Origin of the sequence: Pseudomonas fluorescens, from assembly GCF_902498195.1 — a bacterium.
In the GTDB taxonomy this organism is placed as follows: domain Bacteria; phylum Pseudomonadota; class Gammaproteobacteria; order Pseudomonadales; family Pseudomonadaceae; genus Aquipseudomonas; species Aquipseudomonas fluorescens_BU.
Genome location: NZ_CABVIY010000004.1, coordinates 617,322 through 643,290, shown reverse-complemented (window position 1 = coordinate 643,290; position 25,969 = coordinate 617,322). Strand labels below are relative to the sequence as shown.

Below are 25,969 nucleotides of genomic sequence, written 5' to 3'. Positions count from 1 at the left end.
TGTTTCGTTGTGCATCAGCGCGGTGCGCGGACCTTGATCCCTGCGTCATCCAGCGCTTTGCGCGTGGCTTCGACCAGCGCCAGGGCGCCCGGTGTATCGCTGTGCAAACAGATGGAATCGAATTCGATCGCGAGGTCTTCGCCCTCGACGGTGCGCACCACGCCTTCCTGGCAAGCACGCAGCACTCGCGCCGCCACTTGCACCGGGTCGTAGGCCCGCACGTTGCGGGTGAAGACGATGGAACCGCTGAGGTCGTATTCGCGGTCGGCGTAGAACTCGCGGATCACCGGTTGGCCAAGCTCTTTGGCGACGCGCCAGATCACTGAATTGGGCATGCAATACAGCAGCAAATCGGGCTCCAGGCGCTGAAGGTTTTCCACCAGCAAGCGGGCGGCTTCCTCGTCCCGGGCCAGATGCATGTACAGCGCGCCGTGGGGTTTGATGTGTTGCAGGGCTACGCCTTGAACCCGGGCGAGTTCACGCAGCGCACCGAGCTGATAAAGCATGTCGTCCACCAGCTCCTGGGCCGGTGCATTGATGTGGCGGCGACCGAAGCCGACCAGGTCGCGAAAGCCTGGGTGCGCGCCGATGGCCACGCCCAGGCGCTTGGCCTGCTCGACGGTGCGGCGCATGGTGCCGGGGTCGCCGGCATGGAAACCGGTGGCGATATTGGCGGAGCTGATGAAGCCCATCAGTTCATTGTCGACGCCATCGCCGATGGTCCACGGGCCAAAGCCTTCGCCCATGTCCGAGTTGAAATCTACTGCCTGCATGACGCTTGCTCCTGACGCTTGTGACTTCATGCAGGCCACGTTAAATTCCCGCCACCCCCTTGGGAAGATCTATTATCAGAGGGGTCATCTTCTGAAATTCAGATACCCCATACGCTGGAGTTTTCATGTCACTGACCCTGCGCCAGGTCCGCTATTTCGTCGCCACCGCCGAGATCGGACAAATCTCCCAGGCGGCGATTCACCTGAACATTTCCCAGTCGGCGGTGACCACGGCGATCAAGGAACTGGAAGGCATGCTCGGCACGCTGTTGTTCCAGCGCTCGGCCCAGGGCATGAGCCTGACCGATGCCGGGCGACACTTTCTCAACCGCGCCTACGTAATCTTGCGCAGCGTCGACGACGCCCTGAACAGCCCCCTCCCCGACGTCCGCGCCAGCGGCCTGTTGCACCTGGCCGCCAGCTACACGGTGATCGGCTACTTCCTGCCGCACCATCTGCAACGGCTGGAACACTGGCATCCGGACGTGGCCATCGAAGTCCACGAGCAGGAGCGGCAAGCCATCGAACAGGGCCTGCTCGAAGGTCGATTCGACATGGCGGTGGTGCTCACTTCGAACCTCACGCACCCGGACATCGTCTCGGAAACCCTGTTCAACTCCGAACGCCGGCTGTGGCTGCCCAGCCACCATCCGCTGTGCGAACGCTCCGCCGTCAGCCTTGCCGACGTGGCGAAAGAACCCTATATCCTGTTGACCGTCGACGAAGCCGAACAAAGCGCCATGCGCTACTGGGAACACGCCCATCAGGCGCCGAACGTCAGGGTCCGCACCAGTTCCGTGGAAGCGGTGCGCAGCATGGTGGCCAACGGCAGCGGCGTGGCGATCCTCTCCGACCTGGTGCATCGCCCCTGGTCGCTGGAAGGCAAGCGCATCGAAACCGTGACCATCACCGACAAGGTCACCCCCATGAGCGTCGGCCTGGCCTGGCACCGCGAGCGCGAATTCAGCCCGGCGATGCAGGCGTTCCGCAATTACTTCCACGATGCGTTTCTGGCACCGCAACAGCATTCGGCGCGACGCTGAAGGCAGGTGGGAAACCTGTGGGAGCGGGCTTGCTCGCGAAGGGGCCAGCACACTCGGAATCATCGGTGAATGACACACCGCCTTCGCGAGCAAGCCCGCTCCCACAGAGGTAAAGTGTTCAATTCAGTATCCGTTTGGCTTCCACATTTTAAGGATGATCAAGACAGCGCCGCGCCGGACGGCGTTTGCTACGGCTGCGGCGGCGGCAATCCCCACGGGCTGCACATTACTTCCACGATGCGCTTCTGGTACCGCAACAGCATTCGGCGCGGCGCTGAAGGCAGGTGGGAAACCTGTGGGAGCGGGCTTGCTCGCGAAGGGGCCAGCGCACTCGGAATCATCGGTGAATGACACACCGCCTTCGCGAGCAAGCCCGCTCCCACAGGGGTAAAGTGTTCAATTCAGTATCCGTTTGGCTTCCACATTTTAAGGATGATCAAGGCATGTCCACCCTCGACACTTCCCTGCAAGACAGCGCCGCGCCGGACGGCGTTTGCTACGGCTGCGGCGGCGGCAATCCCCACGGGCTGCACATCAAGAGCTACTGGCACGAAGACGGCGTGCACGTGGTGGCCGAGCATGTGCCGGACGACAAGTATTGCGGCTGGCCGGACCTGGTCTACGGCGGCCTGATTGCAATGCTGGTCGACTGTCATTCCAACTGGACGGCGATGGCCTACCACTACCGGGCCGAACAACGCGAAGCCGACAGCCTGCCGCGCATCAACTGCGTCACCGGCAACCTGGGCATCAAGTTCATCAAGCCGACCCCCATGGGCATGCCGCTGCTTCTGAAGGCAAAAGTGGAAGGCGAGGTCGGGCGCAAGACCCGGGTGATCTGCGAAGTCTTCGCCGGGGATGTGCTGACGGCGGTGGGTGATTCGGTGTTTGTCCGGGTCGATACCGGGCAACTGGCGGACGCGGCGCACGGGCGCTGATCGGCCCGAAAACATCACAGCCTGCGGTTGAACCCGTCATCCCGCAGGCTGCGATCACTTCAATCGTCGCGGTCGTCGCGATCGCGGTAACGACGGTGGTCACGATCATATCGGTGGTCATAATCCCGACCATCGTCATCCCTTTGGTCGTAACCGCGTCGATGATCATGGTCGTGGTATCGACCGTAGCGTTCTCCATCATCCCAGTGTGGGCCACAGCCTCCCAACAGCAATGAACTGAAAATGACCAGGGTCATGATGACTGCGCGATTCATAGGAACGCCCTAAACGTGGAAGGTATTGATGGGTGATGGCAACTCGTCATCTTCGTCCAGACAAGATTCAGCCGTGCCTGTGACCATGAAGTAACTTAATGATTCCGCAGGTAAATTCAGAGAAGTGATGGTGGATCCCTAAGGAATCCCGGGGCGCTGCAAACATTTGCTTACAAAGCAGTCGCTCGCTAAACGGCGAGTTTGTAACTACAAGTGATAGGTTAAGCTGCCTGACCTGGCCAAGAGATGCACAGCCTTAATCATGCGCATCCAACTACAGAGCCTTCCCGTTTTCGGGGCGTACATTGCCCTCTTCTGTCTTTTTGCGGCCGCCTGGTTTACCCACCCTGCGCCGGTCCATTCGCCCTTTGCCCTGATGAACCCGGTAAAGGCGGTGGCCGATCAAGTCGCCAAGCCCATTTATACCAGTCGATTTGCCTCATCCGGGCTGGTGGACTTCGTGCATTCCTCGGCGGTCACCGCCCTGCCCGACGGTAGCCTGATGTCGGTCTGGTTCGCTGGCACCCGCGAAGGCGCCGCCGATGTGCAGGTACGCTCCGCCCGCTTCGACGCGAAGACCGCCGAATGGGGCGCCGAACAGGTCCTGGCGACTCGCGATTCAACCCAACAGGGCACGGGCAGGTACATCCGCAAACTGGGTAACCCGGTCATCGCGCTGGCCCCGGACAACCGCCTCTGGCTGTTCTACGTGTCTGTGTCCATGGGCGGCTGGGCCGGCAGTGCGGTGAATGTGATGGTCTCGGACGACTTCGGTCGCCAGTGGTCCGCGCCACGCCAGTTGATCACCTCACCCTTCCTGAATATCAGCACCCTGGTGCGTTCGACCCCGGTGTTTCATGCCGACGGTTCCATCGGCTTGCCGGTCTACCACGAATTCCTGGGCAAGTTTGCCGAGTACCTGTACCTGAGCGCAGACGGTGATGTGATCGATAAATTCCGCATCAGCTACGGCAGCAATTCATTGCAACCCACAGTCGTTCCGCTGGACGGGCAGCGCGGCATTGCCTTGCTGCGCTATGCCGGCAATACCCATCACCGCGTGCTGGCGACCCGCACTGAAGACGCCGGGCAAACCTGGAGCGAGCCCTATCCGCTCGACCCCTCCAATCCCAACTCTTCGTTGGCGGCCGTCGCAACGCCCGAGCACGGGTTGCTGGTGGCGCTCAATGACTTGCAGGAGGGGCGCTTCAAACTCAGTCTTTATGGCACCGACGCGAAAATGGACGATTGGCGCTCGCTGCGCGACCTCGACAAATCCCCTGATCCCGAGGGCGATACGTTTTCGCCCCAGGCCTACAAGGAAATCATCGGCAGAGAGTTTCGCGGGTCCAGTGGCGCACTGCGCCAACCGCTGGAGGCGCAGTTCCTGAACAACCTCGACAACCGGGTCTGCAAGGATCAGGCCTGCAGTTTCGAATACGAATACCCCTATTTCATCCGCAGTCCCGACGGTCTGTATCACCTGGTTTATTCCTGGAACAACACCTTCATCAAGCACGTCACCTTCAACGATGCATGGCTGTCGGAGCGTTCCAAATGATCAACCTGTGGCAAGCCCACGTCAGCTTCACTTTGATCGTGTTCCTGTTGCTGCCTGCCTTTGGCTTGAACAGGCCCGCGCGGATCGCACTGTTGCTTGCATTGCTGGCCGCCAGTTTCCTGCCGCTCAACGGCTTGTCGCTGGCGGCGTATTTGCGCAGCCACATCGATGACCTGGCGATCACCACGCTGGTGTTCATGGCGTGGGGCTGTTTGCGTCGACTGGATTTCCTGGCGCCGGCGCAGCCGGGTAAAACCAGCGTGTTGATCATCTTTGCCGCGTTGGCGCTGGTGCTCTATCCGGCCACGCTGGGCATGAGTTACCTGGACCCTTACCGGTTCGGCTTCAGCCCGCGCCCGATGCTGGTTTTCATTGGATTGCTCACCGCAGGCCTGTTTTACCGGCGCAACTACCTGGCGGTGGTGATGCTGGCCACGGCGACCCTGGCCTTCATCGCCGGGATAAAACCGTCGCATAACTACTGGGATTACCTGGTTGATCCGCTGCTGGGCCTGTATTGCTGCACGGCATTGCTGCTGCTGGCCGCGCGCTGGACCTTTGGCTGGCTGAACACGTGGCGCGCTCAGTGAACGACGCCAGATCCGTTTGAGATTCAACGACATTTTTAACAGGGGAACACGGATGGGTTGGCTGCAATCAAGACGCTTGCACTATTGGCTCGGCGCAACAGCGATTGCGTTTGTGCTGTTTGCGGTGCTGCGGGTGGTGTTCTTTTTCGGCTTTTCCGGTTTCGACGCCAGCGCGTTGGGCGACAAGCCGGCCGTCCTGGAAACCCTGGGCATCGGCTTTCGTTTCGACCTGCGCCTGGCCATCCTGGTCATGTTGCCACTGGCGCTGCTGGCCTGGCTGCCGCGCTGGAACCTGCTAAACAGCCGCCTGCTGCGCCGACTGGCCCGCGTGTATGTGTTCCTCGCCATGGGCGCCCTGCTGCTGATCTACATCGTCGATTTCGGCCACTACGCCTACCTGGGCGTACGGATCAACGCCACCGTGCTGCGCTTCATCGAGGACGCGCAAATCTCCCGTGACATGGTCTGGCAAACCTACCCGGTGATCTGGATCTCACTGGGCTGGCTGGCAACGGTCGCCCTGGTGACCCTGGCGCTGGTGCGTCTGGAACGGGTCACGCTGGATCGCCCGCGCAAAGCCATTCATCCGCTCTCCGTCACATGGGGCAGCGCGTTGATGGTGGTGCTGGTGCTGCTGGGCATCCTGGGCCGGGTCGAGAACATGAACCTGGAAAACCCTGTCCCGTTGCGCTGGAGCGATGCGTTCTTCTCCGGCGATAACCAGGTCGCGGCGCTGGGCCTGAACCCGGTGATTTTCCTCTACGACACGGTCAAGGTTGGCCAGTCGCGCTACGACGAAGCGCAGGTGCGTGAACACTACGCCGTGATCTCCAGGTACCTGGGGGTCGACCAGCCCGACCCGAACACCCTGAATTTCGTCCGTCACCAGGCGCCACAGCCCTACAAGGTCTCGAGTTCGCGCCCGCCCAACGTGATGTTTGTCATGCTGGAGTCGCTGGGCACCAGTGCCGTCGGCGCCTACGGCAACCCGATCAACCCGACGCCCAATATCGACCGCCTGGCCACCCAGAGCTGGTTCTTCGAGCACTTCTACGTGCCGGTCACCGGCACCGCCAAAACCGTCTGGGCCAGCATCAGCGGGGTTCCCGACGTCACCCGCCAGGAAACCGCGACCCGTAATCCGCTGATCACCCAGCAGAACACCCTGATCAATGCCTTCACCGGCTACGAGAAGATCTACACCATCGGCGGCAACTCCGGCTGGGCCAACATGAACGCCCTGATCCGCCAGAGCATCGACGGCGTTCGCCTGTACGAAGAACGGGACTGGCAATCCCCGGTGGTGGATGTCTGGGGGATTTCAGACCTGGACCTGTTCAAGGAAACCGACCGGATCCTGCAGGCACTGCCCAAGGACAAACCGTTCTTTGCCTATGTGCAGACGGCCGGCAACCATCGTCCGTTCACGATTCCCAAGAGCAATGACGGGTTCGAGGTCAAGCACCCGACCCTGGAGCAAGTCCAGGCCGCCGGATCGCGCAGTGTCGAGCAGTACAACGCCGTGCGCCTGCTGGACTTCAACATCGGACGCCTGATGGAAATCGCCAAGGCCGGCGGTTACTACGACAACACCATTTTCGTGCTGTTTGGCGACCACAACACCCGCATCGCCCAGATCCCTTTCCTGGCACCGGCGTACGAGCAACTGGGCCTGGAAAGCAACGCGGTGCCCATGATCATCCACGCACCGGGCCTGCTCGGTACGCGCACCGTCAAGGAAGCCGTCGGCCTGGTGGACTTGCTGCCCACCGTGGCGGGCATGGCCGGCCTTGAGTTCCGCAACGGCGGCCTGGGGCGCGACATCCAGCAGCCCGCGCCCGAAGGGGAACGCGTGGTGCCATTGGTGTTGCGCGAAGGCACCTTCCCGCTGATTGCGGGGGTCACTCAACATTACATGGTGCAGATGGAACACGACGGCAGCTCGCCGACGCTGCACGACCTGGCCTCGCCGACGCCGCTGGACAACGTGGCGCAGCAAAATCCCGAGGAGTTCAAGCGTTTGGTTGAACTGACCCGGGGCATGCATGAGACGTCCAGGTTGATGCTTTATCAGAATGTGCGTAAGTGATTGGGTTGGGTTGGGTTGGGTTGGGTTGGGTGAATATCCGTTGCTGCGGTAACGGCGACTTATGGTTTCGCCCTTACGGCGAGTCACTTTCGAAAAGCGCGAAAGTAACCAAAGCGCTCTTGCCCCACCACTCGGTGCCTCGCTAGGGCTCGGCATGCCCTCTCTCCGGCATTGCTCCGTGGGTCGCCGCGATGGGCCGTCCCTGGCCCAGCGCGGCTAAACCGGCGTCCTGCCGGTTTCCCCACTGCGCAATGCCTGCGTTCGGCCAGCGTGGTTTAACGGGGCGCCCAGATCAAAATCAAAAGCCAAGCGAGGCGGCCTTAAAGCCGACCTGGCTTTGGTGGATGTGCACACTTCCCTGTAGGAGCGAGCCTGCTCGCGAAGGACGTTAACGATAACGCGCCCTGTCTGAATGATCGCGGTGTCTGGGCGTTTTTCGCGAGCAGGCTCGCCCCCACAGGGGTACGCGTGCATCCGGATCGATTCATCGTCTTTAGAAAATCCTGTACTAGGGTGGTAACAACACCGTTCAAGCAACGCAGGAGCACCGCGCATGTCCAGAACCCTCTTTCTGATCTTCGCCGGCATGGTCCTGTGCACCAGCCAGGCCATGGCGGACAGCCTCAAGCTCAGCGTGATCGGCGCCGGTAATGTCGGCGGTACGCTGGGCACCTTGTGGGTGAAGGCCGGACACTCGGTAATGTTTTCCTCGCGCCACCCCGAAGAACTGGACGATCTGGTCAAGAGCGCCGGTCCCAACGCCCGGGCGGGCACCGTCAGCGAGGCCGCCGCCTGGGGCGATGTGATCGTGTTGAGTGTTCCCTACGGCGCCATGCCGGCGCTGTCCGAACAGTTGAAGGGCAAGCTCGACGGCAAGGTGGTGTTCAGTACCAGCAACCCGTTCAGCGGGCGTGACGGCGACATCGGGCGCAAGGCGCTGGACACCGGCGTCGCCCTGGCCGACCAGCAGTATTTGCCCGGGATACACCTGGCCCGGGCCTTCAACGCCATTGGTTTCGCCTCGATGAAAGACCAGTCCGGCCAGGGTAAGGCGCTGCCCGTGTTCGCCGACGACGCCCAGGCCCGGGACATGGGCGCCCGCCTGGTGCGCGACGCCGGATTCGTGCCGGTGCTGTTCCCGCTGGCGCGAGCCAATGAAGGTTTGCCGGGCGGCCCGCTCGCCGGGATCTGGAGCGAAGCTGAACTCAAGGGCAAGCTGGCGCCTTAGCCGCCACTCACCGAATGCCTATCCCTCAAGGCAGCACACGTTGTTTCCTGAGACTGTCCAGCGCCTCGAACAACGAGGCTTTCGAGTCGACCCTTTCGGTAAAGCCGTAACGGTAGATTTTGTTGGTATCCGAGATGATGTCGGTCTCGGTGTGGAAGATGAAATCCCCGAAGCCCCACTGAACCAGCTTTTCCAGGTCCGGCTGGATCAGGCCGTGACGCTCGGAGATCTCGCGCCAGAGCGCTGCCTTGTCCGGCATGTGGCGCGTAAGCGTTAGTGGCACCACAGATGCCGTTTCCATCCCCAGATGCCTGGCCGCGTCCTCCCACATGCGCTCCCAGCGAAAAATGTCACCGTTGGTGATATTGAACGCCTCTCCACCCGCAGTCTCGCTCAATGCAGCCCAGACACTGGCCCGGGCCAGCAAGCCGGCATCGGTGAATTGCTGCAACTGCCCGTAGGCTTTATCGGTGCCAGGGAATCGCATCGGAATGTTCAGTTCCCGGGACAGTGCTGCGAAGACCCCAATGACCAGTGCAATGTTCATCGGGTTGCCAAAGATATCCCCGATCACCAGGTCAGGTCGCAGCGCCACATAATCCCAGCGAGCCTTGTCCGCGCGTTGTTTGAGTTGCGCTTCCTGGGCGAGATACAAATTCGGCGGCATATGCCCTGCGTCGTTTTCCAGTGCCGGTGTACGAACGGTCGCGCCAAGGTGGGAGCCGTAGATTTTGAATCCCTGATAGATGACCACCCGCTCCAGGGCCGAATCCGCTCGCTCCAGTCCATCGAGGACGTTGGCCAACATACCAGCATTGCGATTGGCTTCTACGGCCAGGTCCGGATCGGGGCTGAAGGCCGCGTAAAAAACATGCGTGGTATCTCGGGCAGCCTTTACCGCGAGGGCCACGGCATCGGCGTCGGTCAGGTCGGCGATGACCGTCTCGGTGCCCGTGACGGTTCGGCGATCAAGCGCCCGGACCCGCCAGCCTTCGCGCTTGAGTTCCTGCGCGACGGCGTTACCAATGATGCCGTTGGCGCCGACGACCAGCGCGACTTTTGCATGGACCGCTGCAGGGCTCACGCGATCTCCAGTGTTTTGAATGTCACTCATCAGCTCTCTCCTTGCGCACGTTGTGTGCGGTTGAGAGACAGGATGCCTTCGCCAGCACCTGTGATATAGACTGCAATCACGACTGGCTTCTATGACATACATTCACAATGGCACGTTGGGATATCAATCGTCTGGCAGAGATGGAAGTGTTTGTCCGGGTCATGGAGCTCGGCAATTTTTCAGCGGCTGCACGGGAATTTCGCATGACGCCTTCGGCCGTCAGCAAGCTGTTGACACGCCTTGAAACGCGCCTTCAGGCACGCTTGCTCAATCGCACGACGCGGCGGCTGATGCCGACGCCCGAAGGCCATTCGTTCTATGAACAATGCGTAAGAATCCTGGCGGATGTGGAAGATGCCGAACGCAGCACCTCGGGACAGGGCGATCCACGGGGGCGTCTGCGGGTCAGTGCCAGCGTGCCTTTTGCCCAGGGCGTGCTATTTCCGCTGGTTAACGAATTTCTCGCGCGTTTTTCGGGTATCGCGCTCGATATCGTGCTGACGGATCAAGTGGTCAATCTGGTTGAGGAGCGCACCGACGTGGCGATTCGTCACGGTCCGCTGGAGAGTTCGCGGCTGGTGGCAAGAAAGCTGGGCGAGACCCGAATGGTCGTCGTTGCGTCGCCTCACTATCTGGAGCGCCATGGTCTGCCGACCCAGCCGGACGATCTGACCCGCCATAACCTGCTGGACTTCGGCTACACACGCACGCTCAAAGGCTGGCCATTCATCGTCAATGGTTCGCAGCAGATCATCTCGCCGCAAGGCAATCTGACTGCCAGTGACGGCGAGGCTCTGCGCCAGTTGGCGGTGGCGGGCGCAGGCCTGGCGCGTCTCGATGAATTCCAGGTGGTGGACGACATTGCATCGGGAAGACTGGTGCCGGTGCTGCAAGCCTTCAACCCCGGAGACACTGACCCCGTGCATGCGGTCTTTCTCGGCCAGGGTACTCAGATGCCGCTGCGGGTTCGGGTGTTTCTCGATTACCTGGTGGCAAACGTTCGGCTCACCTGAGTCTGTAGGAGCGAGCCCTGCTCGCGATGGACGTCAACGATAACGCTGGCTGTCTGAATGAACGCGGTGTCTGGGCGTTTTTCGCGAGCAGGCTCGCTCCTACAGGGGGCGGATTACGGCTGAGGCGAGGTGTTCGCCTTCAAAAACCTCATCAACGCCCCCGCCGCCGGCGACAGGCTGCGCCCTTTACGCGTGAGCATGCCGATCTGCCGTTCCACCTTCGGTTCGGCCAGCGGCAGGAAGGCGAGTTTTTCGTTCTCCTGAGGGAACGCCAGGTACGGCAAGGTGCTGATGCCCACGCCCTCTTCCAGCATCGCGATCAACGAAATCATGTTGGAGATGAACAGGCGGCTGTGCTCCAGCAGGCATTCGGCTTCGGTGCCCTCCAGCAGCCGTGAGGTGCCGTTGCGGATCATCGGCAAGCCTTGCAAATGTGACCAGTGCAACGCCCCACCAGCCTGCACCAAAGGGTGATCGGCCCGGCACACCACGCCCACCTGGTCGTTGAGGATCGGCGCGAACTCCATCTGTTCGTCCGCCACCCACATGCTGCTGATGCCGAAGTCCACAACCCCTTGCGTCAGCAACTGCTGGACGCTGTCGGCGGTGCCGTCCTGGATGCTGATCTGCACATTGGGGTGCTCGGCGACGAAACGCGCCAGTGGCCCCGGCAACAGGCGACTGGCCACCGACGGCACGGTGGCGATGCTGACCTGGCCGATCTCGTGCTGGACCAGCAAGGTCACCTCGCGGGCGATGCGGTCGTGGTGGTCGATCAGGCCTCGGAACAGCGGCAGGCAATGCTCGCCAAAGGGCGTCAGCTCCACTCGACCGCCGCCCTTCTCGATCAGCGCCTGGCCCAGCTTCTGCTCCAGCTCGCGCACCGCGAGGGAGATCGCCGGCTGCGTGCGGTAGGCCTGGCGGGCGGCGGCGTGGAAGCTCTTGAGTTCGGCCACCAGCAGGAAGTAGCGCAACTGGGCGATTTTCAGCTCGGGCAGCATGGTTAGTAATCCTTATCAGATCATTTTTTTTATTAATTTTTATTTGCGTCATATTGCTCGCAAGATGAAAGCCACGCAAACGGAGGCTTCTCAATGTCACTCACTCCCTACAAAAACTACATCGATGGACAGTGGTGCGAAGGCCACGCCACGCAGAGCAACCACAGTCCCTCGGACAGCCGCGACCTGATCGGCTTGTACCACCAGGCCAGCGCCGAACAGACCCGGCTGGCCATCCAGGCCGCCCGCACCGCGCAACCCCTGTGGGCGGCCACTGGCCTGGAAGCGCGCCAACAAGTGCTGATGGCCATCGGTGACGAGCTGATCGCCCGCAAAGAAGAACTCGGCCAACTGCTCTCCCGCGAAGAAGGCAAGCCATTGGCCGAAGGCATCGGCGAGGTCAACCGCAGCGGCCAGTTCTTCCATTACTACGCCGCCGAAGTGCTGCGCCAGATGGGCGAGACCGCCGACTCGGTGCGTCCCGGCATCGATATCCTGGTGCATCGCGAGCCAGTCGGCGTGGTGGGCATCATCACCCCCTGGAATTTTCCCATGGCCACCGCGGCCTGGAAAATCGCCCCGGCCCTGGCCTTCGGCAACGCCGTGGTGTTCAAGCCGGCCAACCTGGTGCCGGCCAGTGCCTGGGCGCTGACCGAGATCATCAGCCGCCAGGCCCTGCCCCACGGCACCTTCAACCTGCTGATGGGCAGCGGCGCCAGTGTCGGCGAAACCCTGATTCAGTCGGCCGATATCGATGCCCTGACCTTCACCGGTTCCCTGGCCACCGGCAAACGTGTCGCCGTCGCCACCGCCGGCAACCTGGTGCGCTGCCAACTGGAAATGGGCAGCAAGAACGCCCTGGTGGTGATGGACGACGCCGACCTCGACGTGGCGGTGGAGTGCGCCCTCAACGGCGCGTTCTTCGGCACCGGGCAGAAATGCACGGCGTCCTCGCGGCTGATCGTCTGCGACGGCATCCATGATCGCTTCGTCGAAGCCCTGCGCGTGCGCATGCGCCAGCTCAAGGTCGGCCACGCCCTGGAGGCCGGCGTGCAGATCGGCCCGGTGGCCGAGGCGCGGCAACTGGAGCAGAACCTGGAGTACCTGCGCCTGGCCCAGGCCGAGGGCGCGACGCTGGTCGAAGGCGGCGAACGCCTGCAGCTGGAAACCGACGGCTACTTCATGCGCCCGGCGCTGTTCATCGACAGCCGCAACGACATGCGCATCAACCGCGAGGAAGTGTTCGGCCCCATCGCCTGCGTCATCCGCGTACGTGATTTCGAAGAAGCCGTGGCCACCCTCAATGACACCGAATACGGCCTCACCGCCGGGATCATCACCCAGTCGCTGCGCCATGCCAGCGAGTTCAAGCGCCGCGCCCAGACCGGCTGCGTGATGGTCAACCTGCCCACTGCCGGTACCGATTACCACGTGCCGTTCGGCGGCCGCAAAGCCTCCAGCTTCGGCCCGCGCGAACAGGGGCAGTACGCCCGGGATTTCTACACCGTGGTCAAGACCACCTACGTCCGGCCTTGATGGAGCGCCTGCCATGCACGACCTTCTGATGATCGACGGCTTGCAGTACTCCAACTGGAGCCCGGAAATATTCCAGCAAATGCAGGCCGGTGGCTTGAGCGCGGTACACGCCACCATCGCCTACCACGAGAACGCCCGTGAAACCCTCTCGCGCCTGGGCGAATGGAACCGTCGTTTCGAAGCCTGGCCGGAGCTGATCCGCCCGGTGCGTTCGGCCGGCGATATCCGCCTGGCCCATGAAGAAGGCCGCGTGGGCGTGTTTTTCGGCTTCCAGAACTGCTCGCCCATCGAGGATGACATCGACCTGGTGGAAGTCTTTCGCCAGCTCGGCGTGTTCGTGATGCAGTTGACCTACAACAACCAGAGCCTGCTCGCCAGCGGCTGCTACGAGACCGAAGATAACGGCATCAGCCGCTTCGGTCGCCAGGTCATCGCCGAAATGAACCGGGTCGGCATGCTCATCGACATGTCCCACAGCGCCGAACGCAGCACCCTGGAGGCTATCGAGCTGTCGAGCCGGCCGGTGATCATCTCCCACGCCAACCCGTCGAGCTTCCATGCGGCCAAGCGCAACAAGTCCGACGCAGTACTGCGCGGCATCGCCGAGTCCGGTGGGCTGCTGGGTTTCAGCACTTATCCCTTCCACCTCAAGGGCGCCTCGGCCTGCAGCCTGGAAAGCTTCTGCGACATGATCGCCCGCACCGCCGACCTGATGGGCGTCGAGCACATCGGCATCGGCACCGACCTGTGCCAGTCGCAACCGCTGTCGGTACTGGAGTGGATGCGCAACGGCCGCTGGAGCAAGGAGAAGGACTACGGCGAAGGGACCAAGGACAACGCCAACTGGCCGGACCCGTTGCAGTGGTTCCGCGACAGCCGTGACTTCCCCAACATCGCCAAGGGCCTGCGCGCCCGTGGCTTTGCCGAGGACGATGTACGCAAGATCATGGGACTGAACTGGCTGCGCCTGCTGGAAACCGCCACCGCGGCGCAGGTCTGAGCCCCTTCCTGCACGGACAGCATCAACAATAAAAACAATCGCAGGTTCCGGAGATTTCATGAAAAATCCAAGCACCTTAGAGGCAGAGGTTCAAACCATGAGCCTGCCGATCGCCAAAGACATCGACTGGCCGCTGTTCCTGATCAGCGGCGGGTTCCTGGGCGCGTTCCTGGTTGCGGCGCTGGTCGACATCGACATGGTGTCGGCACTGGTCAACACCCTGTTCGCCTGGTCGACCAAGGCTTTCGGCCTGTACTGGCAAGTGCTGATGCTGGCGACCTTCGTGGTCAGCCTGGGCATCGGCTTCTCCAAATGCGGGCGCGTGCGCCTGGGCGGCATCGACCAGCGCCCGGACATCAGCACCTTCAACTGGATCGCCGTGATCATGTGCGCCTTGCTCGCTGGTGGCGGCGCCTTCTGGGCCGCGGCTGAACCGCTGATGCACTTCGCCAGCCCGCCACCGTTCTTCGCCGGCGTGCAGCCGCACACCGAAGCGGCGGCGACCGCGGCACTGGCCCAGGCCTTCATACACTGGGGCTTCCTGGCTTGGGCGGTGCTCGGCAGCCTGTTGGCGATCGTGCTGATGCACTTGCATTACGACAAGGGCCTGCCGCTGGCACCGCGTACCCTGCTCTACCCGCTGTTCGGCGAACGCGCACTGAAAGGCCCGATCGGCACCTTCGCCGACGCCACCTCAATCATCGCCGTGGTCGCCGGTACCATCGGCCCGATCGGCTTCCTTGGCCTGCAAATCAGCAGCGCATTGCACGCGGTATGGGGCGTGCCCAACGGCATCGTCACTCAGTCGGTCACCATCGTGCTGGTCACGCTGATGTACACCACCTCTTGCCTGGTCGGGCTCAAAGGCATCCGTTTCGTCAGCGAGATCAACGTCTGGCTGATGCTGGGGCTGGCGCTGTTCATGGTGGTGTTCGGGCCGACGCTGTTTATCCTCAGCGGCTTCCCTTCGGCCTTCGCCCTGCACGTGGAGCAATTCATCCCGCTGACGATGTTCCGCGCCGACCCCAAGTGGCTCGACTGGTGGACGGTGTTCTACTGGGGCTGGTTCATCGGCTATGCACCGATGGTCGCGCTGTACGTCGCACGCATCTCGCGGGGGCGGACCATTCGCGAGATCATCATGACGCTGTCGATCATCGCCCCGCTGGTAACCATGTTCTGGTTCACCGTGGTCGGCGGCACCGGCATCGGCCTGGAATTGCAGACGCCCGGTATCGTCACCGCCCATGGCACCCAGCCTGAAGACCTGCTGCTGGGCGTCACCCAGAACCTGCCGCTCGGCGGCCTGATCAGTGGACTGTTCCTGTTCCTGAGTTTCATCTCGGTGGCCACCAATGGCGACGCGATGGCCTTCACCGTGGCGCTGGCGATGTCCAGCACCGACAAGCCGAAGAAATGGCTGTGCGGGTTCTGGGCCATCGGCATGGGCCTGGCGGCCGTGGTGCTGATCACCATTGGCGCCGGTGGCGTGACGGCCTTGCAGTCCTTCATTGTCATCACCGCCGTGCCGGTGTCGCTGGTGATCCTGCCGGCACTGTGGGACAGCGTGCGCATCGCCCGGCACATGGCCCGTGAACAAGGCCTCTGAATCATGATTCGTCCAGGAACAATAATAATGTCCGACACCGCGATTGCAGCCCCGGCGCTGCGCCCCGCCCGCCAGGTCATGGACCTGGCCCGGCTGGGCAGCCACTTCCAGAGCCCCTTGAGCTTCGTGCGCAGCAGCCTGCGCCGGATGATGAACCAGCACTGGCAGATCCAGCGCAGCCGGTTCGACCTGGATGGCGAAGGCTTCGGCACCGTCATCTACCGCATCGACACGCCGAACGCGCATTACCATTGCGTGATTTTCTCGGCGTACCTGCCACCGGAAAAACGCAGCGACCGGGTGATCGCCGATCAATGGGACGTCAGCTTCGTGCTGGTGGCCGGGGATGTCGACGCCGCGCAACTGGCCGACCTGCAGCGCAACGTGCCGTTGCAGGAGGCTGGCCGCTTCGACGCCCGGGTGCTGGTGTTGTCCCGCGCCAACCGCAGCCTGCGCAACTTCGAGCGTTTCCTCGCGGCCCTGGCCGAAGGCACCCAGCCCGATCCACGGCAACTGGCCGACGTGGGCTACCTCTATCGCACCACCGCCGTCTACGGTAACGGCAAGTTCGGCATCGCCGACTTCGGCTGCCTGCAAGACAACGCGGACTTCAACCAGCCGTTCAGCGCGCAGATGTTCACCGTGTACTTGCTGCGGCATTTCAGCATCGAACAGATCGAGCACATGGCCCGGGCGCGTAATCCGCAACGGGCGGTGAAACTCGACGCGGCATTGCAGCGCTACCTGGGCGTCGGCAATGCCACCGGGTTGGGCATGGCGCCCTTCCTGCTCAACCATCCGCAGTTGATCAATCAGTGGATCAGTGCGCGGGAAACCGGCCTGGCCCGGGTGCTGGCGCAAGCGGCCGATCCGGCACGGTTGCAACGTTTCCATGACCTGCTGCAACGGGCCCGCCTGCACCTGCAACAGACCTTGACCGAAGACGTGCGCCAGCACGAGCAGGACCTGCAAACCCTGGCCGAACTGACCCCGCTGGCCGACTGGCTCCATCGCCAACCCGCCAGCGACGACCTGTGGCCGCGCCTGCTGGCCTGGTGTGAAGCGCACGCGGGCGTCGGCTGCCAGGAACTGCTGGTCAGCCTGCTGTTGGAGTTGTACCCCGAACAAGTGACGCCGTTGGCCGAGCAGATGGGCGTCGTCGAAGGCTTGCGCCTGGACGCGCAAATGCCCCTGTCGCAGTTGCGCGAGCTGATCGAAAACCACTACGACTGGGCCCTGGCCTATGACTTCAGCGGCGCCGATGCCGAGCACTTCTTCTGGTATCGCTCCGCGGAAAAAGAAGAACCGCGCCTGGGCATGCGCGCCGAGGAGCCAGGCGCCGAGAAAGAGATGCAACTGGGCATCGCCCGCAACATCCAGCGCTGCCACGCCGCGCTGATCGAGCATTTGCGCGCCCATCCCGGCGAATTGACCGCGCACTTCCTGATCGCCCAGCCGGCATTCAAGGGCACGGTGCGCCGCCTGCAAGGCATGGCGCTGTGTGCCTACGGCGAGATTCGCGCCAACCTGCTGGACCGCGACATGCTGCCCATCCACCTGTTGCGCTGCAAACTGGCGTTTTTCGGCGCGGGCAAGTTCGACCCGAAATCCAGCCGCTGGGTGCGCATCACCCTGTTCCAGGGCGCACCGCTGGTGAGCGAGATTGGCCAGCCGTTCGCCGACGACTGGAACTTTGCGGTCATGCCCCACGGAGATCAGTGACCATGCGCGTATCCCTCAACGAAATCCAGGTGATGTGCCGCAAGGCCTTCGAAGGCATGGGCTTTGCCGCCGGCGATTGCGAGGACGCCGCCGACATGGTCGGCTGGCTGCAACGGCAAGGGCTGGACGGCGTCGGTGCACTGGCAAAAGCCCTGGACTATCTACAGAACGAGGCCGAGCAACCCTTCGCCCTGCGCTACGAAGACAGCGCCCTGCTGGTGATCGATGCCAGGGGCCAGAGCGTGCTGCGATGCGCCGCCACCGCCGTGGAACTCGCGCTGGGCAAAGCACTGCGCAACGGCCATGCCGTGTTGCAGATTCATCATTGCCACAACCGGTTGCTGCTGCTCGGTTACCTGTGCCGGGCTGCCGAGCAAGGGCTGGACGTGCAGGCCCGCTGGGGCGATGCCCGCCAGGTGCACTTCGCTTCTTTGCGCGCGGGCGACAGTCGCCCCGACCTGCACATCGAAGCACGCACCACCGCCCAGGACATCGAGCAAAGCATCACCGTCACCTTCAGCCAGCCGGCCACACCGGCCCGCCCTCAGGCCTGCTCGCCCTCCGCGCTTGCCCAGGGTTTCAGCGTCAACGAACAGACCTGGCAACGGCTCAAGCAATTGGCCGAAAACGTACTGGTCGAAAGCACCGAAGCTTCGCGCCGCCATGGCGCGGGTGGCGGCAGCGACGCCGACTGAGATGTCCCGTTTTTTTAAGGAATACGCATTATGAAATACGCGATCAAAACCGACCTGTTCGCCTCCAAGGCACCGCTGGAATGGGCCGTCGTCGGCAACGGCACGCTCTACACCGCACAAATCCCCATCGATGCCCAAGGCCAGGTGGTCAGCGGCGGCATCGAAGCCCAGGCGCGCCAGACCCTGGACAACCTGCGCCATACCCTGGAGGCGGCGGGCAGCTCGCTGGACGCGGTGACCCAGGTGATGATCTACGTCACTGACCGCAGCTATCTGGCGACGGTTAATGCTGTGTATGCGCAGTACTTCCAGGCGCCCTACCCTAACCGCGCGGCGATTGTGGTGGCGGGGCTGGCGCGGGAGGAGATGTTGGTGGAGTTGGTGGTGTATGCGTGTGTGGCGCAGGTGGCTTGAGGTGGGTTGGGCGTAGATCCGTTGCTGCGGTAACGGCGGTTTCGTCCTTACGGGGAGTCACTTGGATGCACGCAACACCGCCCGGCGCCAGGTAACCAAACGCTCTAGCCCCACCACTCGGTGCCTCGCTCCGGCCATCGTGGTTTAAAGGGGCGCCCAGATCAAAAGCAAAAACGAGGCGGCCTTAAACCCGACCTGGCTCTTGTTGATGTACCCAATTCCAATGTGGGAGCGGGCTTGCTCGCGAATGCGGTATGACATTCTCCATCGATGTCGACTGACACGGCCTCTTCGCGAGCAAGCCCGCTCCCACCGGAGCGAGGCCCCCATCCAACTCAACCAAAAAAACCAAATCCCCATGTGTTTCCTTCGTGACTCCCTACGTCGCACTTCTTCACTGCCCGTTCCCGTCCGTATGGAGTTTCATCAATGCCCTCGCCCAAATCCCTGCCCGCCGCGTTGTTGGGCCTGGCCCTTGTCTGTCCGGCCACCGCCAGTGCCGAAGGCCTGGAGCTGGGACAAGTGCTGATCGGGGCCGAGGATCGCAGTGGCGAAGACTCGTCGGTCGAGGAAGCGCAGGCCCGGCTGGCCCAGGTGCCCGGTGGCACCAACGTGGTCGATCTGCGCCGTCCTTTGCAGGGCCGCGTGGCCGGCAACCAGGATGTGCTGGCGTATCAACCGGGGGTTTATGCCCAGTCGGCGGGCAACGAAGGGGCCAAGATTTCGATCCGTGGATCGGGCATCAACCGCGCACCGGGCGCCCATGCCTCGGGGCTGTACGCGATGCTCGACGGTCTGCCCCTGACCGGCCCGGGCGGCACGCCTTATGAATTGCTGGAGCCGCTGTGGCTCGACCACGTGGAAGTGCTGCGCGGCGCCAACGGTTTCGACCGGGGCGCGCTGGCCCTGGGCGGGGCCATCGATTACGTCAGCCACACTGGCTACAACGCCCCCAAGTTGCAGGTACGTTATGCCACGGGCAGCCATGGTTACCAGCAACGCCAGGTCAGTTCCGGGCAGGTGCTGGGCGACTTCGACTATTACGTGGCGGTGACCGATGCCCGGTCCGACGGCTACCAGGACCACACGGCCAGCGAGAGCCAGGGCGTCATCGCCAACTTCGGCTATCGCTTCAACCCGAACCTGGAGACGCGTTTTTACCTGCGTTATCGCGAGACCGACAACGACCTCGCCGGACGGGTGACCCAGCATTCCATCGAGCATGATCCACGAGCGGCCAACCCGGCCTACGTGACCCGGGACGACAGTCGCAAACAGCCGGGCAGCATCTTCATCGGCAACAAGACCACCTTCTACCTCGATGACGATTCGAGCATCCAGACCGGCCTGGCCTACCACGACTATCCGATGGACCTGCGCGAGGGGCCCAACCGCCTGAAGGTGGCGTACACCGACGTCAGCGGCACGTTCGACTACAAGCGCCGCGACACCCTATGGGGACTGGAAAGCCACAGCACCGTGGGGCTGCGAGTCACCAAGCACCTGCCCAATGACGGCGCCAGTGAATCGGTGCGTATCCCCACCGGCAACACCGCCGGCTATGCGCCGGGCACGCCGATGCGCAACTTCACCTATCAGGGTTCGGACAGCGTCCTGCATGTGGGCAATGACCTGGAGATCGCCGACGACCTGTGGTTGACCACCGGCCTGGCCGCCATTTACACGCGCCGTGAAAGCGCGGTGACTTACCCCGACGGGGGCGGCAAGACCAGCCTGGGCGACTGGGACTATGCGCCACGGGTGGGCCTGCGCTATCAACTGACGCCCGAGCTGCAACTGTTCGGCAATCTCAGCCGCTCGGTCGAAGCGCCGCACCCATGGTCGCTGATCTACAGCGCCAACCAGCGGTTCCCGGCCGGCAGCGGCGCCGCCACCGGCACCCAGCGCGATCCGGTCAAACTGCAAAACCAGACCGCGACCACCCTGGAACTCGGCGGCCGTGGCGACAGCGCGCTGGGGCAATGGAGCCTGGCCTGGTACTACGCCCAGGTGCGCCACGAATTGCTCTCGGTGCTACCGGATGCCAACGCCACCACCCCCTATGAACTCAACGCCAGCCCCACCGTGCACCAGGGCGTGGAAGCCGGCCTGCAGAGTAACCTGTGGTCGCGGGATGATGGCGGCCAGCTGAGCCTGCGCCAGAGCTACACCTTCAGCGACTTCCACTACCGTGACGACGAGCGCTTCGGCGACAACCGCCTGCCGGGCCTGCCGATGCACTACTACCAGGGCGAACTGCGCTACGACTGGCCCCAGGGTTTCTTCGCCGCGCTCAACACCCAGCTGGTGTCGAAGGTGGCGGTGGATTACGCCAACAGCTACTACGCCGATCCTTACACGCTGTTCGGCGCGACCCTGGGCTACAACGCGCCCAAGGGCGACTGGCAGACCTGGGTGGACATGCGCAACCTGACCGACAAGCACTACGCCGCCACCGTCACGCCGGGCTACGACGACAAAGGACTGGATGCGGCACGGTCCACGCCGGGCGAGGGATTGGGGGTGTACGTCGGCGTGTCATGGAGTTTGTTGTAGGAGCTGCCGCAGGCTGCGATTTCTTGATCTTGCATTAAAAAATCAACAGATCGCAGCCTCGTTGCACTCGGCAGCTCCTACAAGGGAATGTGGCCCGCCGACTCTTTTTTGTGGGCGCCCCGTTAAACCACGCTGGCCGAACGCAGGCATTGCTCCGTGGCGAAACCGCCAGCCGCCGTTACCGCAGCAACGGATATACACCCAATCTGAACAACCTCCCTCACACGCCTCTTGCCTGTACATATGGAAACTCATATATTCGGTTATCCATATATTCAAAGCCAGAGAAAATACTCCCATGCGCATCCTGTTCATGTGCACCGCCAACAGCTGCCGCAGCATCCTCAGCGAAGCCGTGTTCAACCACCTCGCACCGCCAGGCGTGCAGGCGATCAGCGCCGGCAGCTTTCCCAGGGGCCAGGTGCTGCCGCGCAGCCTGACCACGCTTCAGGAGGCCGGCATTGCGATTGAAGGCTTAAGCAGTAAAGGCAACGACGCCTTCGCCAGTCATCCCCCGGACATTGTCATCACCGTCTGCGACAACGCCGCCGGGGAGGCATGCCCCCTGTACTTCGGCCCGGCCCTCAAAGCCCATTGGGGCCTGGCGGATCCATCCGAGGTAAAAGGCGATGAGCCGGTGGTGAAAGCTGCGTTCCACTCGACCCTGGCGCGCATCGAAACACGCTGCCGGGCGTTCCTCGCCCTGCCCTTCGCCGAACTCGATCGCGATGCGCTCAAGCGTGAACTCGACCGTATCGGCACCCTGTAACCGGAGCCCCCATGAACGACACACTGCCCAATCTCGACCCCTCGCTGGTGCCATCCATCGCCCGTGAAGACGGGCGACACAAGCCACGCATCCTGCTGTTGTACGGATCGACCCGCGCACGGTCGTTCAGCCGGCTGCTGGTCGAAGAAGCCGCGCGGCTGCTCGAACACTTCGGCGCCGAAACACGGATCTTCAACCCCTCGGGCCTTCCCTTGCCGGATGACGCCCCCAGCGACCATCCGAAAGTTCACGAACTGCTTGAGCTGATGCAATGGTCCGAAGGACAGGTCTGGTGCTCACCGGAGCGTCATGGCGCCATGTCCGCCGTGTTCAAGGCGCAAATCGACTGGGTGCCGCTGGCGATTGGCGCCCTGCGCCCGACGCAGGGCAAAACCCTCGCGGTCATGCAGGTCAGTGGCGGTTCCCAGTCTTTCAACGTGGTGAATCAACTGCGTGTGCTGGGTCGCTGGATGCGGATGTTCACCCTCCCCAATCAATCCTCGGTGCCCAAGGCCTGGCTGGAATTCGATGAAGACGACCGCATGAAACCGTCCCCGCTCTATGACCGGGTGGTGGACGTGATGGAGGAGCTGGTGAAATTCACCTTGCTGCTGCGCGATCGCCCGGACCTGGTTGACCGTTACTCCGAGCGCAAGGAATCGGCAGAAGAACTGACCCGGCGCGTCAACCAACGCTCAATTTGACGCGTCCATGCAATCGCTCCATTTCGTCTAACCTCTCAATGCGCCGCACAGCAATCACCCTGTATCCGGCGCATCGACAATCCAGCGCAAACGAAACGGAGAAACTCCATGCTCAAGCGTACCCTGGCATTGGCCGTCGGTTTGACCCTGTCGGTCTGCACCTTGCTCACGCAGGCGGCGGACACCCTGAAAGTCAGCGCGATCCCCGATGAAGCGCCCACCGAACTGCTGCGCAAATTCAAGCCGCTGGGCGCTTATCTGGAGCAGCAACTGGGCATGAAGGTCGAGTTCGTGCCGGTGAGCGATTACCCGGCCGTGGTCGAGGCACTGGCCACCGACCGCATCGACCTGGCCTGGCTGGGCGGTTTCACCTTCGTCCAGGCACGCCTGAAAACCGGCAATGCGATCCCCCTGGTCCAGCGTGAGCAGGACGCGAAGTTCACCAGCAAATTCATCACCGCCGACCCGAACGTCAAATCCCTCGCCGACCTCAAGGGCAAGTCATTCGCCTTCGGTTCGGTGTCCTCCACCTCGGGCAGCCTGATGCCGCGTTACTTCATGCTCAAGGATGGCATCAAGCCGGAGACGTACTTCAGTCGCGTGGGCTACTCCGGCGCCCATGACGCCACGGTCGCCTGGGTGCAGGCCGGCAAGGTCGATGCCGGGGTACTGAACGCCAGCGTCTGGGAAAAACTGGTCGCCGCCGGCAAGGTCGACACCGACAAGGTCAAGGTGTTTGCCACCACGCCGGCCTACTTCGACTACAACTGGACCGTGCGCGGCACCCTCGATCCGGCGCTGGCGAACAAGATCAAGGCCGCCTTCCTGGCCCTCGATCCGGCGAAGCCCGCGGACAAGGAGATTCTCGATCTGCAGGCCGCCAGCCGCTTCATCGAGACCAACCCCGAGAACTACAAGGGCATCGAGGAAGCCGCACGCGCCGCCGACCTGCTGAAATGACCTTGCAGCTGACCGGCGTCAGCCTGACCCACGCCAACGGCGTCCAGGCGCTGCGCGGCGTGGACCTGCACATCGCGGCCGGCGAACAGGTCGCCATCATCGGCCCGTCCGGCGCGGGCAAGTCGAGCCTGCTCAACCTCCTGGCCACCGCCCTGCGCCCTGGCGGCGGCGAGTTGCACGTGCTGGGCGAGCGCGCCTGGCACCTGTCGGCCCGCGAGCGCCAACGCCTGCGCGCCCGTATCGGCCTGGTGCACCAGTCGCCGCCCCTGCCTCCGCGCCAGCGTGTGATCACGGCGGTGCTGGCCGGCAAGCTGGGCCAGTGGGGCCTGGGCCGCAGCCTGCTGAACCTGCTGCACCCGGTGGACATTCCGGGCGCGCGGGCGGCGCTGGCCCGGCTGGACCTGGGTGACAAGTTGTTTGCACAGTGCCAGCAACTGTCCGGTGGCCAGTTGCAACGCGTCGGCGTGGCCCGCGTGCTGTATCAGGCGCCCGAGGTGTTGCTGGCCGATGAGCCGGTGTCGGCCATGGACCCGGTGCTGGCCGGGCACACCCTGTCGGTGCTCTGCCGGCACGCCCGTGAGCACCAGGTCACCCTGGTCGCCAGCCTGCATGCGGTGGAACTGGCCCTGGCGCATTTTCCACGGATCATCGGCCTGCGCGACGGGCAGATCCTGTTCGACCTGCCGGCCGGCGCCGTCGACCGCGAGCGGCTCGACGCGCTCTACGCCAACGAGCAACTGCAATCGCCCCCGGCGTCCCCGCCCGCCTTGAGCGTGCAGATTCCCCGATGCTGACCGGCGACGCCCGAGATCCGGCCACCCGGCCGCGCCTGCTGCTCAGCCTGCTGGCCATTGCCCTGTTGTGGCCGGGCATCCGCTTCAGCGAGCTGGACCTGGGCGTGTTGTTGGCGACCGACAGCCAAAGCGAAATGGGCCGCTTTGTCTCGACCTTCTGGCCACCGGCCACTGGCGATGAATTCCTCACACTGCTGTGGCAAGCCACCCTGCAAACCCTGGCCATTGCCACGGCCGGCATGACCCTGGCGTTGCTGTTGGCGGTGCCCGCCAGCCTGCTGGCCAGCCGCGCGCTGTCGCTGTCCGCCGCCTCCCGCGCCGGGCGCCCCGGCGTTTGCGGGCGACTGCTGCGCTGGCCGGTGCGCGGCTTGCTGATCTTCCTGCGCAGCGTGCCGGAAATTGTCTGGGCGCTGCTGTTCGTGCGCGCCGTGGGCCTCGGCCCGACCGCCGGGGTGCTGGCCATCGCCATCACCTACAGCGGCATGCTGGGCAAGGTCTACGCGGAGATCTTCGAGTCGGTGGACCAGCGCCCCGCCCACGCCTTGCTGCAGGCCGGCAGCGGTCGGCTCGCGGCATTTGCCTATGGCATCCTGCCCAATGTCGCGGCCGAGTTGCTGTCGTACACGGTGTACCGCTGGGAATGCGCCATCCGCGCCTCGGTGGTGATGGGTTTCGTCGGCGCCGGTGGCCTGGGCCAGCAAATGGACCTGTCTTTGCGCATGTTCGCCGGCGGTGAAGTGGCCAGCCTGTTGCTGACCTTTGTGCTGCTGGTGCTGCTGGCCGATCAACTCAGCCGCCTGTTGCGCTGGAGGCTGGGATGAATCGCCTGATCAACCTGGCCCTGCTGCTGTGCATCGGCGTGGCGGTGGTCGCGTCGTTCAGCTATCTGGGCATCGATCTCGGCGCGCTGGTCGACAGTGGCAACCTGAAGCAGATGGGCGCCTACGCCCAGCGTTTTCTCAGCCCGGACTTGAGCGCGGCGCACCTGCAGGCCATCGCCCGTGGCGCCCTGGAAACCCTCGCCATGTCCGCCCTCGGCACCTTGCTCGCGGCGGTGTTCGGGTTGGCATTGGCGTTGCCGGCGGCCGGGCGCTTCGGCTGGCCGTTCAAGAGCGTGGCGCGGCTGATCCTCAACGCCCTGCGGGCGATTCCCGAGCTGGTGTGGGCCGCACTGATGGTGCTCGCCGCCGGCCTGGGGCCCAATGCCGGGACCCTGGCGCTGGCTTTACACACCACCGGCGTGCTCGGCCGGTTGTTCGCCGAAGCGCTGGAAAACACTCCGCCACAGCCGGCCGAAGCGATCCGCCTGCAAGGCGCCAATGCCGTGTGGGCCTTTTGTTACGGCACTCTGCCCAACCTCTTGCCGCAGCTGCTGGCCTATATCCTCTACCGCTGGGAAAACAATATCCGCATGGCCAGCGTGCTCGGCTTCGTCGGTGCGGGGGGCTTGGGGCAGATGCTGTATGTCAGCCTCAGCCTGTTCCAGGAAGCCCAGGCCAGCACCGTGATCCTGGCGATGCTGGTGCTGGTGTTTGCCGTCGACTCGCTGAGCAGCTGGAGCCGGCAACGCTGGGTCAAGGCCTGA

General features: G+C 63.3%; 24 protein-coding genes. 20 read left to right on the top strand and 4 right to left on the bottom strand.

Annotated features, from left to right (window positions below):
* Positions 1-14: 14 nt before the first annotated feature.
* On the bottom strand, positions 15-773 hold the full coding sequence (locus F8N66_RS18200; RefSeq protein ID WP_150771494.1) for a 5-oxoprolinase subunit PxpA: 759 nt from the start codon (positions 771-773) through the stop codon (positions 15-17).
* A gap of 125 nt (positions 774-898) precedes the next feature.
* Between F8N66_RS18200 and F8N66_RS18195 the strand changes: the two genes are divergently transcribed.
* Complete coding sequence (locus F8N66_RS18195; RefSeq protein ID WP_150771493.1) at positions 899-1,816, top strand: LysR family transcriptional regulator; 918 nt, start codon at positions 899-901, stop codon at positions 1,814-1,816.
* A 443-nt stretch (positions 1,817-2,259) separates the two neighbouring features.
* The gene (locus F8N66_RS18185) at positions 2,260-2,754 is read left to right on the top strand and encodes a PaaI family thioesterase (protein WP_150771492.1); all 495 of its coding nucleotides are present in this window, start codon (positions 2,260-2,262) and stop codon (positions 2,752-2,754) included.
* A gap of 59 nt (positions 2,755-2,813) precedes the next feature.
* On the opposite strand, the gene F8N66_RS31830 is transcribed toward F8N66_RS18185, so the two are convergent.
* Positions 2,814-3,029, bottom strand: coding sequence for a hypothetical protein (locus F8N66_RS31830; protein WP_150771491.1), 216 nt, complete (start codon positions 3,027-3,029; stop codon positions 2,814-2,816).
* A gap of 262 nt (positions 3,030-3,291) precedes the next feature.
* On the opposite strand from F8N66_RS31830, the gene F8N66_RS18175 reads away from it, so the two are divergent.
* From F8N66_RS18175 to F8N66_RS18160, 4 genes are all read left to right on the top strand, one after another.
* Positions 3,292-4,590, top strand: a complete 1,299-nt coding sequence (locus F8N66_RS18175) for a sialidase family protein (RefSeq protein ID WP_150771490.1) — start codon at positions 3,292-3,294, stop codon at positions 4,588-4,590.
* Positions 4,587-5,180 carry a hypothetical protein gene (locus tag F8N66_RS18170; protein ID WP_150771489.1) on the top strand — a complete coding sequence of 198 codons (594 nt, stop codon included), beginning with the start codon at positions 4,587-4,589 and terminating at the stop codon, positions 5,178-5,180. The genes F8N66_RS18175 and F8N66_RS18170 overlap by 4 nt, the downstream gene beginning before the upstream one ends.
* Positions 5,181-5,232: 52 nt before the next feature.
* Complete coding sequence (locus tag F8N66_RS18165; RefSeq protein ID WP_150771488.1) at positions 5,233-7,269, top strand: LTA synthase family protein; 2,037 nt, start codon at positions 5,233-5,235, stop codon at positions 7,267-7,269.
* 553 nt (positions 7,270-7,822) lie between these two features.
* Complete coding sequence (locus F8N66_RS18160) at positions 7,823-8,497, top strand: NADPH-dependent F420 reductase (RefSeq protein WP_150771487.1); 675 nt, start codon at positions 7,823-7,825, stop codon at positions 8,495-8,497.
* 25 nt (positions 8,498-8,522) lie between these two features.
* Here the strand turns inward: F8N66_RS18160 and F8N66_RS18155 are convergent, their stop codons facing one another.
* Entirely contained in the window at positions 8,523-9,611 is a 1,089-nt protein-coding gene (locus tag F8N66_RS18155) for an SDR family oxidoreductase (protein WP_150771486.1), read from the bottom strand.
* Positions 9,612-9,718: 107 nt separating this feature from the next.
* Between F8N66_RS18155 and F8N66_RS18150 the strand changes: the two genes are divergently transcribed.
* Complete coding sequence (locus F8N66_RS18150) at positions 9,719-10,624, top strand: LysR family transcriptional regulator (protein ID WP_150771485.1); 906 nt, start codon at positions 9,719-9,721, stop codon at positions 10,622-10,624.
* A gap of 113 nt (positions 10,625-10,737) precedes the next feature.
* On the opposite strand, the gene F8N66_RS18145 is transcribed toward F8N66_RS18150, so the two are convergent.
* A complete protein-coding gene (locus tag F8N66_RS18145) occupies positions 10,738-11,625 on the bottom strand; it encodes a LysR family transcriptional regulator (protein ID WP_150771484.1) in 888 nt (295 codons plus the stop codon).
* A gap of 93 nt (positions 11,626-11,718) precedes the next feature.
* On the opposite strand from F8N66_RS18145, the gene F8N66_RS18140 reads away from it, so the two are divergent.
* From F8N66_RS18140 to phnE, 13 genes are all read left to right on the top strand, one after another.
* Positions 11,719-13,161, top strand: a complete 1,443-nt coding sequence (locus F8N66_RS18140) for an aldehyde dehydrogenase family protein (protein WP_150771483.1) — start codon at positions 11,719-11,721, stop codon at positions 13,159-13,161.
* Between the two features lie 13 nt (positions 13,162-13,174).
* The gene (locus tag F8N66_RS18135; RefSeq protein WP_150771482.1) at positions 13,175-14,161 is read left to right on the top strand and encodes a dipeptidase; all 987 of its coding nucleotides are present in this window, start codon (positions 13,175-13,177) and stop codon (positions 14,159-14,161) included.
* Positions 14,162-14,219: 58 nt separating this feature from the next.
* Positions 14,220-15,770: a BCCT family transporter gene (locus F8N66_RS18130; protein ID WP_150771481.1), complete on the top strand. Its 1,551-nt coding sequence runs from the start codon at positions 14,220-14,222 to the stop codon at positions 15,768-15,770.
* Between the two features lie 27 nt (positions 15,771-15,797).
* On the top strand, positions 15,798-17,492 hold the full coding sequence (locus F8N66_RS18125) for a hypothetical protein (RefSeq protein WP_150771480.1): 1,695 nt from the start codon (positions 15,798-15,800) through the stop codon (positions 17,490-17,492).
* Positions 17,493-17,494: 2 nt separating this feature from the next.
* On the top strand, positions 17,495-18,187 hold the full coding sequence (locus F8N66_RS18120; protein WP_150771479.1) for a DUF3726 domain-containing protein: 693 nt from the start codon (positions 17,495-17,497) through the stop codon (positions 18,185-18,187).
* Between the two features lie 30 nt (positions 18,188-18,217).
* Positions 18,218-18,601, top strand: coding sequence for a RidA family protein (locus tag F8N66_RS18115; protein WP_150771478.1), 384 nt, complete (start codon positions 18,218-18,220; stop codon positions 18,599-18,601).
* A gap of 429 nt (positions 18,602-19,030) precedes the next feature.
* The gene (locus F8N66_RS18110) at positions 19,031-21,157 is read left to right on the top strand and encodes a TonB-dependent receptor family protein (protein WP_150771477.1); all 2,127 of its coding nucleotides are present in this window, start codon (positions 19,031-19,033) and stop codon (positions 21,155-21,157) included.
* 298 nt (positions 21,158-21,455) lie between these two features.
* On the top strand, positions 21,456-21,926 hold the full coding sequence (locus tag F8N66_RS18105) for an arsenate reductase ArsC (RefSeq protein ID WP_150771476.1): 471 nt from the start codon (positions 21,456-21,458) through the stop codon (positions 21,924-21,926).
* Positions 21,927-21,937: 11 nt separating this feature from the next.
* The gene (gene arsH, locus F8N66_RS18100) at positions 21,938-22,630 is read left to right on the top strand and encodes an arsenical resistance protein ArsH (RefSeq protein WP_150771475.1); all 693 of its coding nucleotides are present in this window, start codon (positions 21,938-21,940) and stop codon (positions 22,628-22,630) included.
* Between the two features lie 108 nt (positions 22,631-22,738).
* Positions 22,739-23,590, top strand: a complete 852-nt coding sequence (locus tag F8N66_RS18095) for a putative selenate ABC transporter substrate-binding protein (RefSeq protein WP_150771474.1) — start codon at positions 22,739-22,741, stop codon at positions 23,588-23,590.
* Positions 23,587-24,384 carry a phosphonate ABC transporter ATP-binding protein gene (locus F8N66_RS18090; RefSeq protein WP_150771473.1) on the top strand — a complete coding sequence of 266 codons (798 nt, stop codon included), beginning with the start codon at positions 23,587-23,589 and terminating at the stop codon, positions 24,382-24,384. The genes F8N66_RS18095 and F8N66_RS18090 overlap by 4 nt, the downstream gene beginning before the upstream one ends.
* Complete coding sequence (locus F8N66_RS18085; protein WP_150771472.1) at positions 24,378-25,205, top strand: PhnE/PtxC family ABC transporter permease; 828 nt, start codon at positions 24,378-24,380, stop codon at positions 25,203-25,205. Before F8N66_RS18090 ends, F8N66_RS18085 begins: the two co-directional genes overlap by 7 nt.
* Complete coding sequence (gene phnE, locus F8N66_RS18080) at positions 25,202-25,969, top strand: phosphonate ABC transporter, permease protein PhnE (protein ID WP_150771471.1); 768 nt, start codon at positions 25,202-25,204, stop codon at positions 25,967-25,969. Before F8N66_RS18085 ends, phnE begins: the two co-directional genes overlap by 4 nt.

Coding starts and splice junctions, on each gene's coding strand:
- F8N66_RS18200 (WP_150771494.1), bottom strand. CDS start 773: ATGCAGGCAGTAGATTTCAACTCGGACATGGGCGAAGGCTTTGGCCCG.
- F8N66_RS18195 (WP_150771493.1), top strand. CDS start 899: ATGTCACTGACCCTGCGCCAGGTCCGCTATTTCGTCGCCACCGCCGAG.
- F8N66_RS18185 (WP_150771492.1), top strand. CDS start 2,260: ATGTCCACCCTCGACACTTCCCTGCAAGACAGCGCCGCGCCGGACGGC.
- F8N66_RS31830 (WP_150771491.1), bottom strand. CDS start 3,029: ATGAATCGCGCAGTCATCATGACCCTGGTCATTTTCAGTTCATTGCTG.
- F8N66_RS18175 (WP_150771490.1), top strand. CDS start 3,292: ATGCGCATCCAACTACAGAGCCTTCCCGTTTTCGGGGCGTACATTGCC.
- F8N66_RS18170 (WP_150771489.1), top strand. CDS start 4,587: ATGATCAACCTGTGGCAAGCCCACGTCAGCTTCACTTTGATCGTGTTC.
- F8N66_RS18165 (WP_150771488.1), top strand. CDS start 5,233: ATGGGTTGGCTGCAATCAAGACGCTTGCACTATTGGCTCGGCGCAACA.
- F8N66_RS18160 (WP_150771487.1), top strand. CDS start 7,823: ATGTCCAGAACCCTCTTTCTGATCTTCGCCGGCATGGTCCTGTGCACC.
- F8N66_RS18155 (WP_150771486.1), bottom strand. CDS start 9,611: ATGAGTGACATTCAAAACACTGGAGATCGCGTGAGCCCTGCAGCGGTC.
- F8N66_RS18150 (WP_150771485.1), top strand. CDS start 9,719: ATGGCACGTTGGGATATCAATCGTCTGGCAGAGATGGAAGTGTTTGTC.
- F8N66_RS18145 (WP_150771484.1), bottom strand. CDS start 11,625: ATGCTGCCCGAGCTGAAAATCGCCCAGTTGCGCTACTTCCTGCTGGTG.
- F8N66_RS18140 (WP_150771483.1), top strand. CDS start 11,719: ATGTCACTCACTCCCTACAAAAACTACATCGATGGACAGTGGTGCGAA.
- F8N66_RS18135 (WP_150771482.1), top strand. CDS start 13,175: ATGCACGACCTTCTGATGATCGACGGCTTGCAGTACTCCAACTGGAGC.
- F8N66_RS18130 (WP_150771481.1), top strand. CDS start 14,220: ATGAAAAATCCAAGCACCTTAGAGGCAGAGGTTCAAACCATGAGCCTG.
- F8N66_RS18125 (WP_150771480.1), top strand. CDS start 15,798: ATGTCCGACACCGCGATTGCAGCCCCGGCGCTGCGCCCCGCCCGCCAG.
- F8N66_RS18120 (WP_150771479.1), top strand. CDS start 17,495: ATGCGCGTATCCCTCAACGAAATCCAGGTGATGTGCCGCAAGGCCTTC.
- F8N66_RS18115 (WP_150771478.1), top strand. CDS start 18,218: ATGAAATACGCGATCAAAACCGACCTGTTCGCCTCCAAGGCACCGCTG.
- F8N66_RS18110 (WP_150771477.1), top strand. CDS start 19,031: ATGCCCTCGCCCAAATCCCTGCCCGCCGCGTTGTTGGGCCTGGCCCTT.
- F8N66_RS18105 (WP_150771476.1), top strand. CDS start 21,456: ATGCGCATCCTGTTCATGTGCACCGCCAACAGCTGCCGCAGCATCCTC.
- arsH (WP_150771475.1), top strand. CDS start 21,938: ATGAACGACACACTGCCCAATCTCGACCCCTCGCTGGTGCCATCCATC.
- F8N66_RS18095 (WP_150771474.1), top strand. CDS start 22,739: ATGCTCAAGCGTACCCTGGCATTGGCCGTCGGTTTGACCCTGTCGGTC.
- F8N66_RS18090 (WP_150771473.1), top strand. CDS start 23,587: ATGACCTTGCAGCTGACCGGCGTCAGCCTGACCCACGCCAACGGCGTC.
- F8N66_RS18085 (WP_150771472.1), top strand. CDS start 24,378: ATGCTGACCGGCGACGCCCGAGATCCGGCCACCCGGCCGCGCCTGCTG.
- phnE (WP_150771471.1), top strand. CDS start 25,202: ATGAATCGCCTGATCAACCTGGCCCTGCTGCTGTGCATCGGCGTGGCG.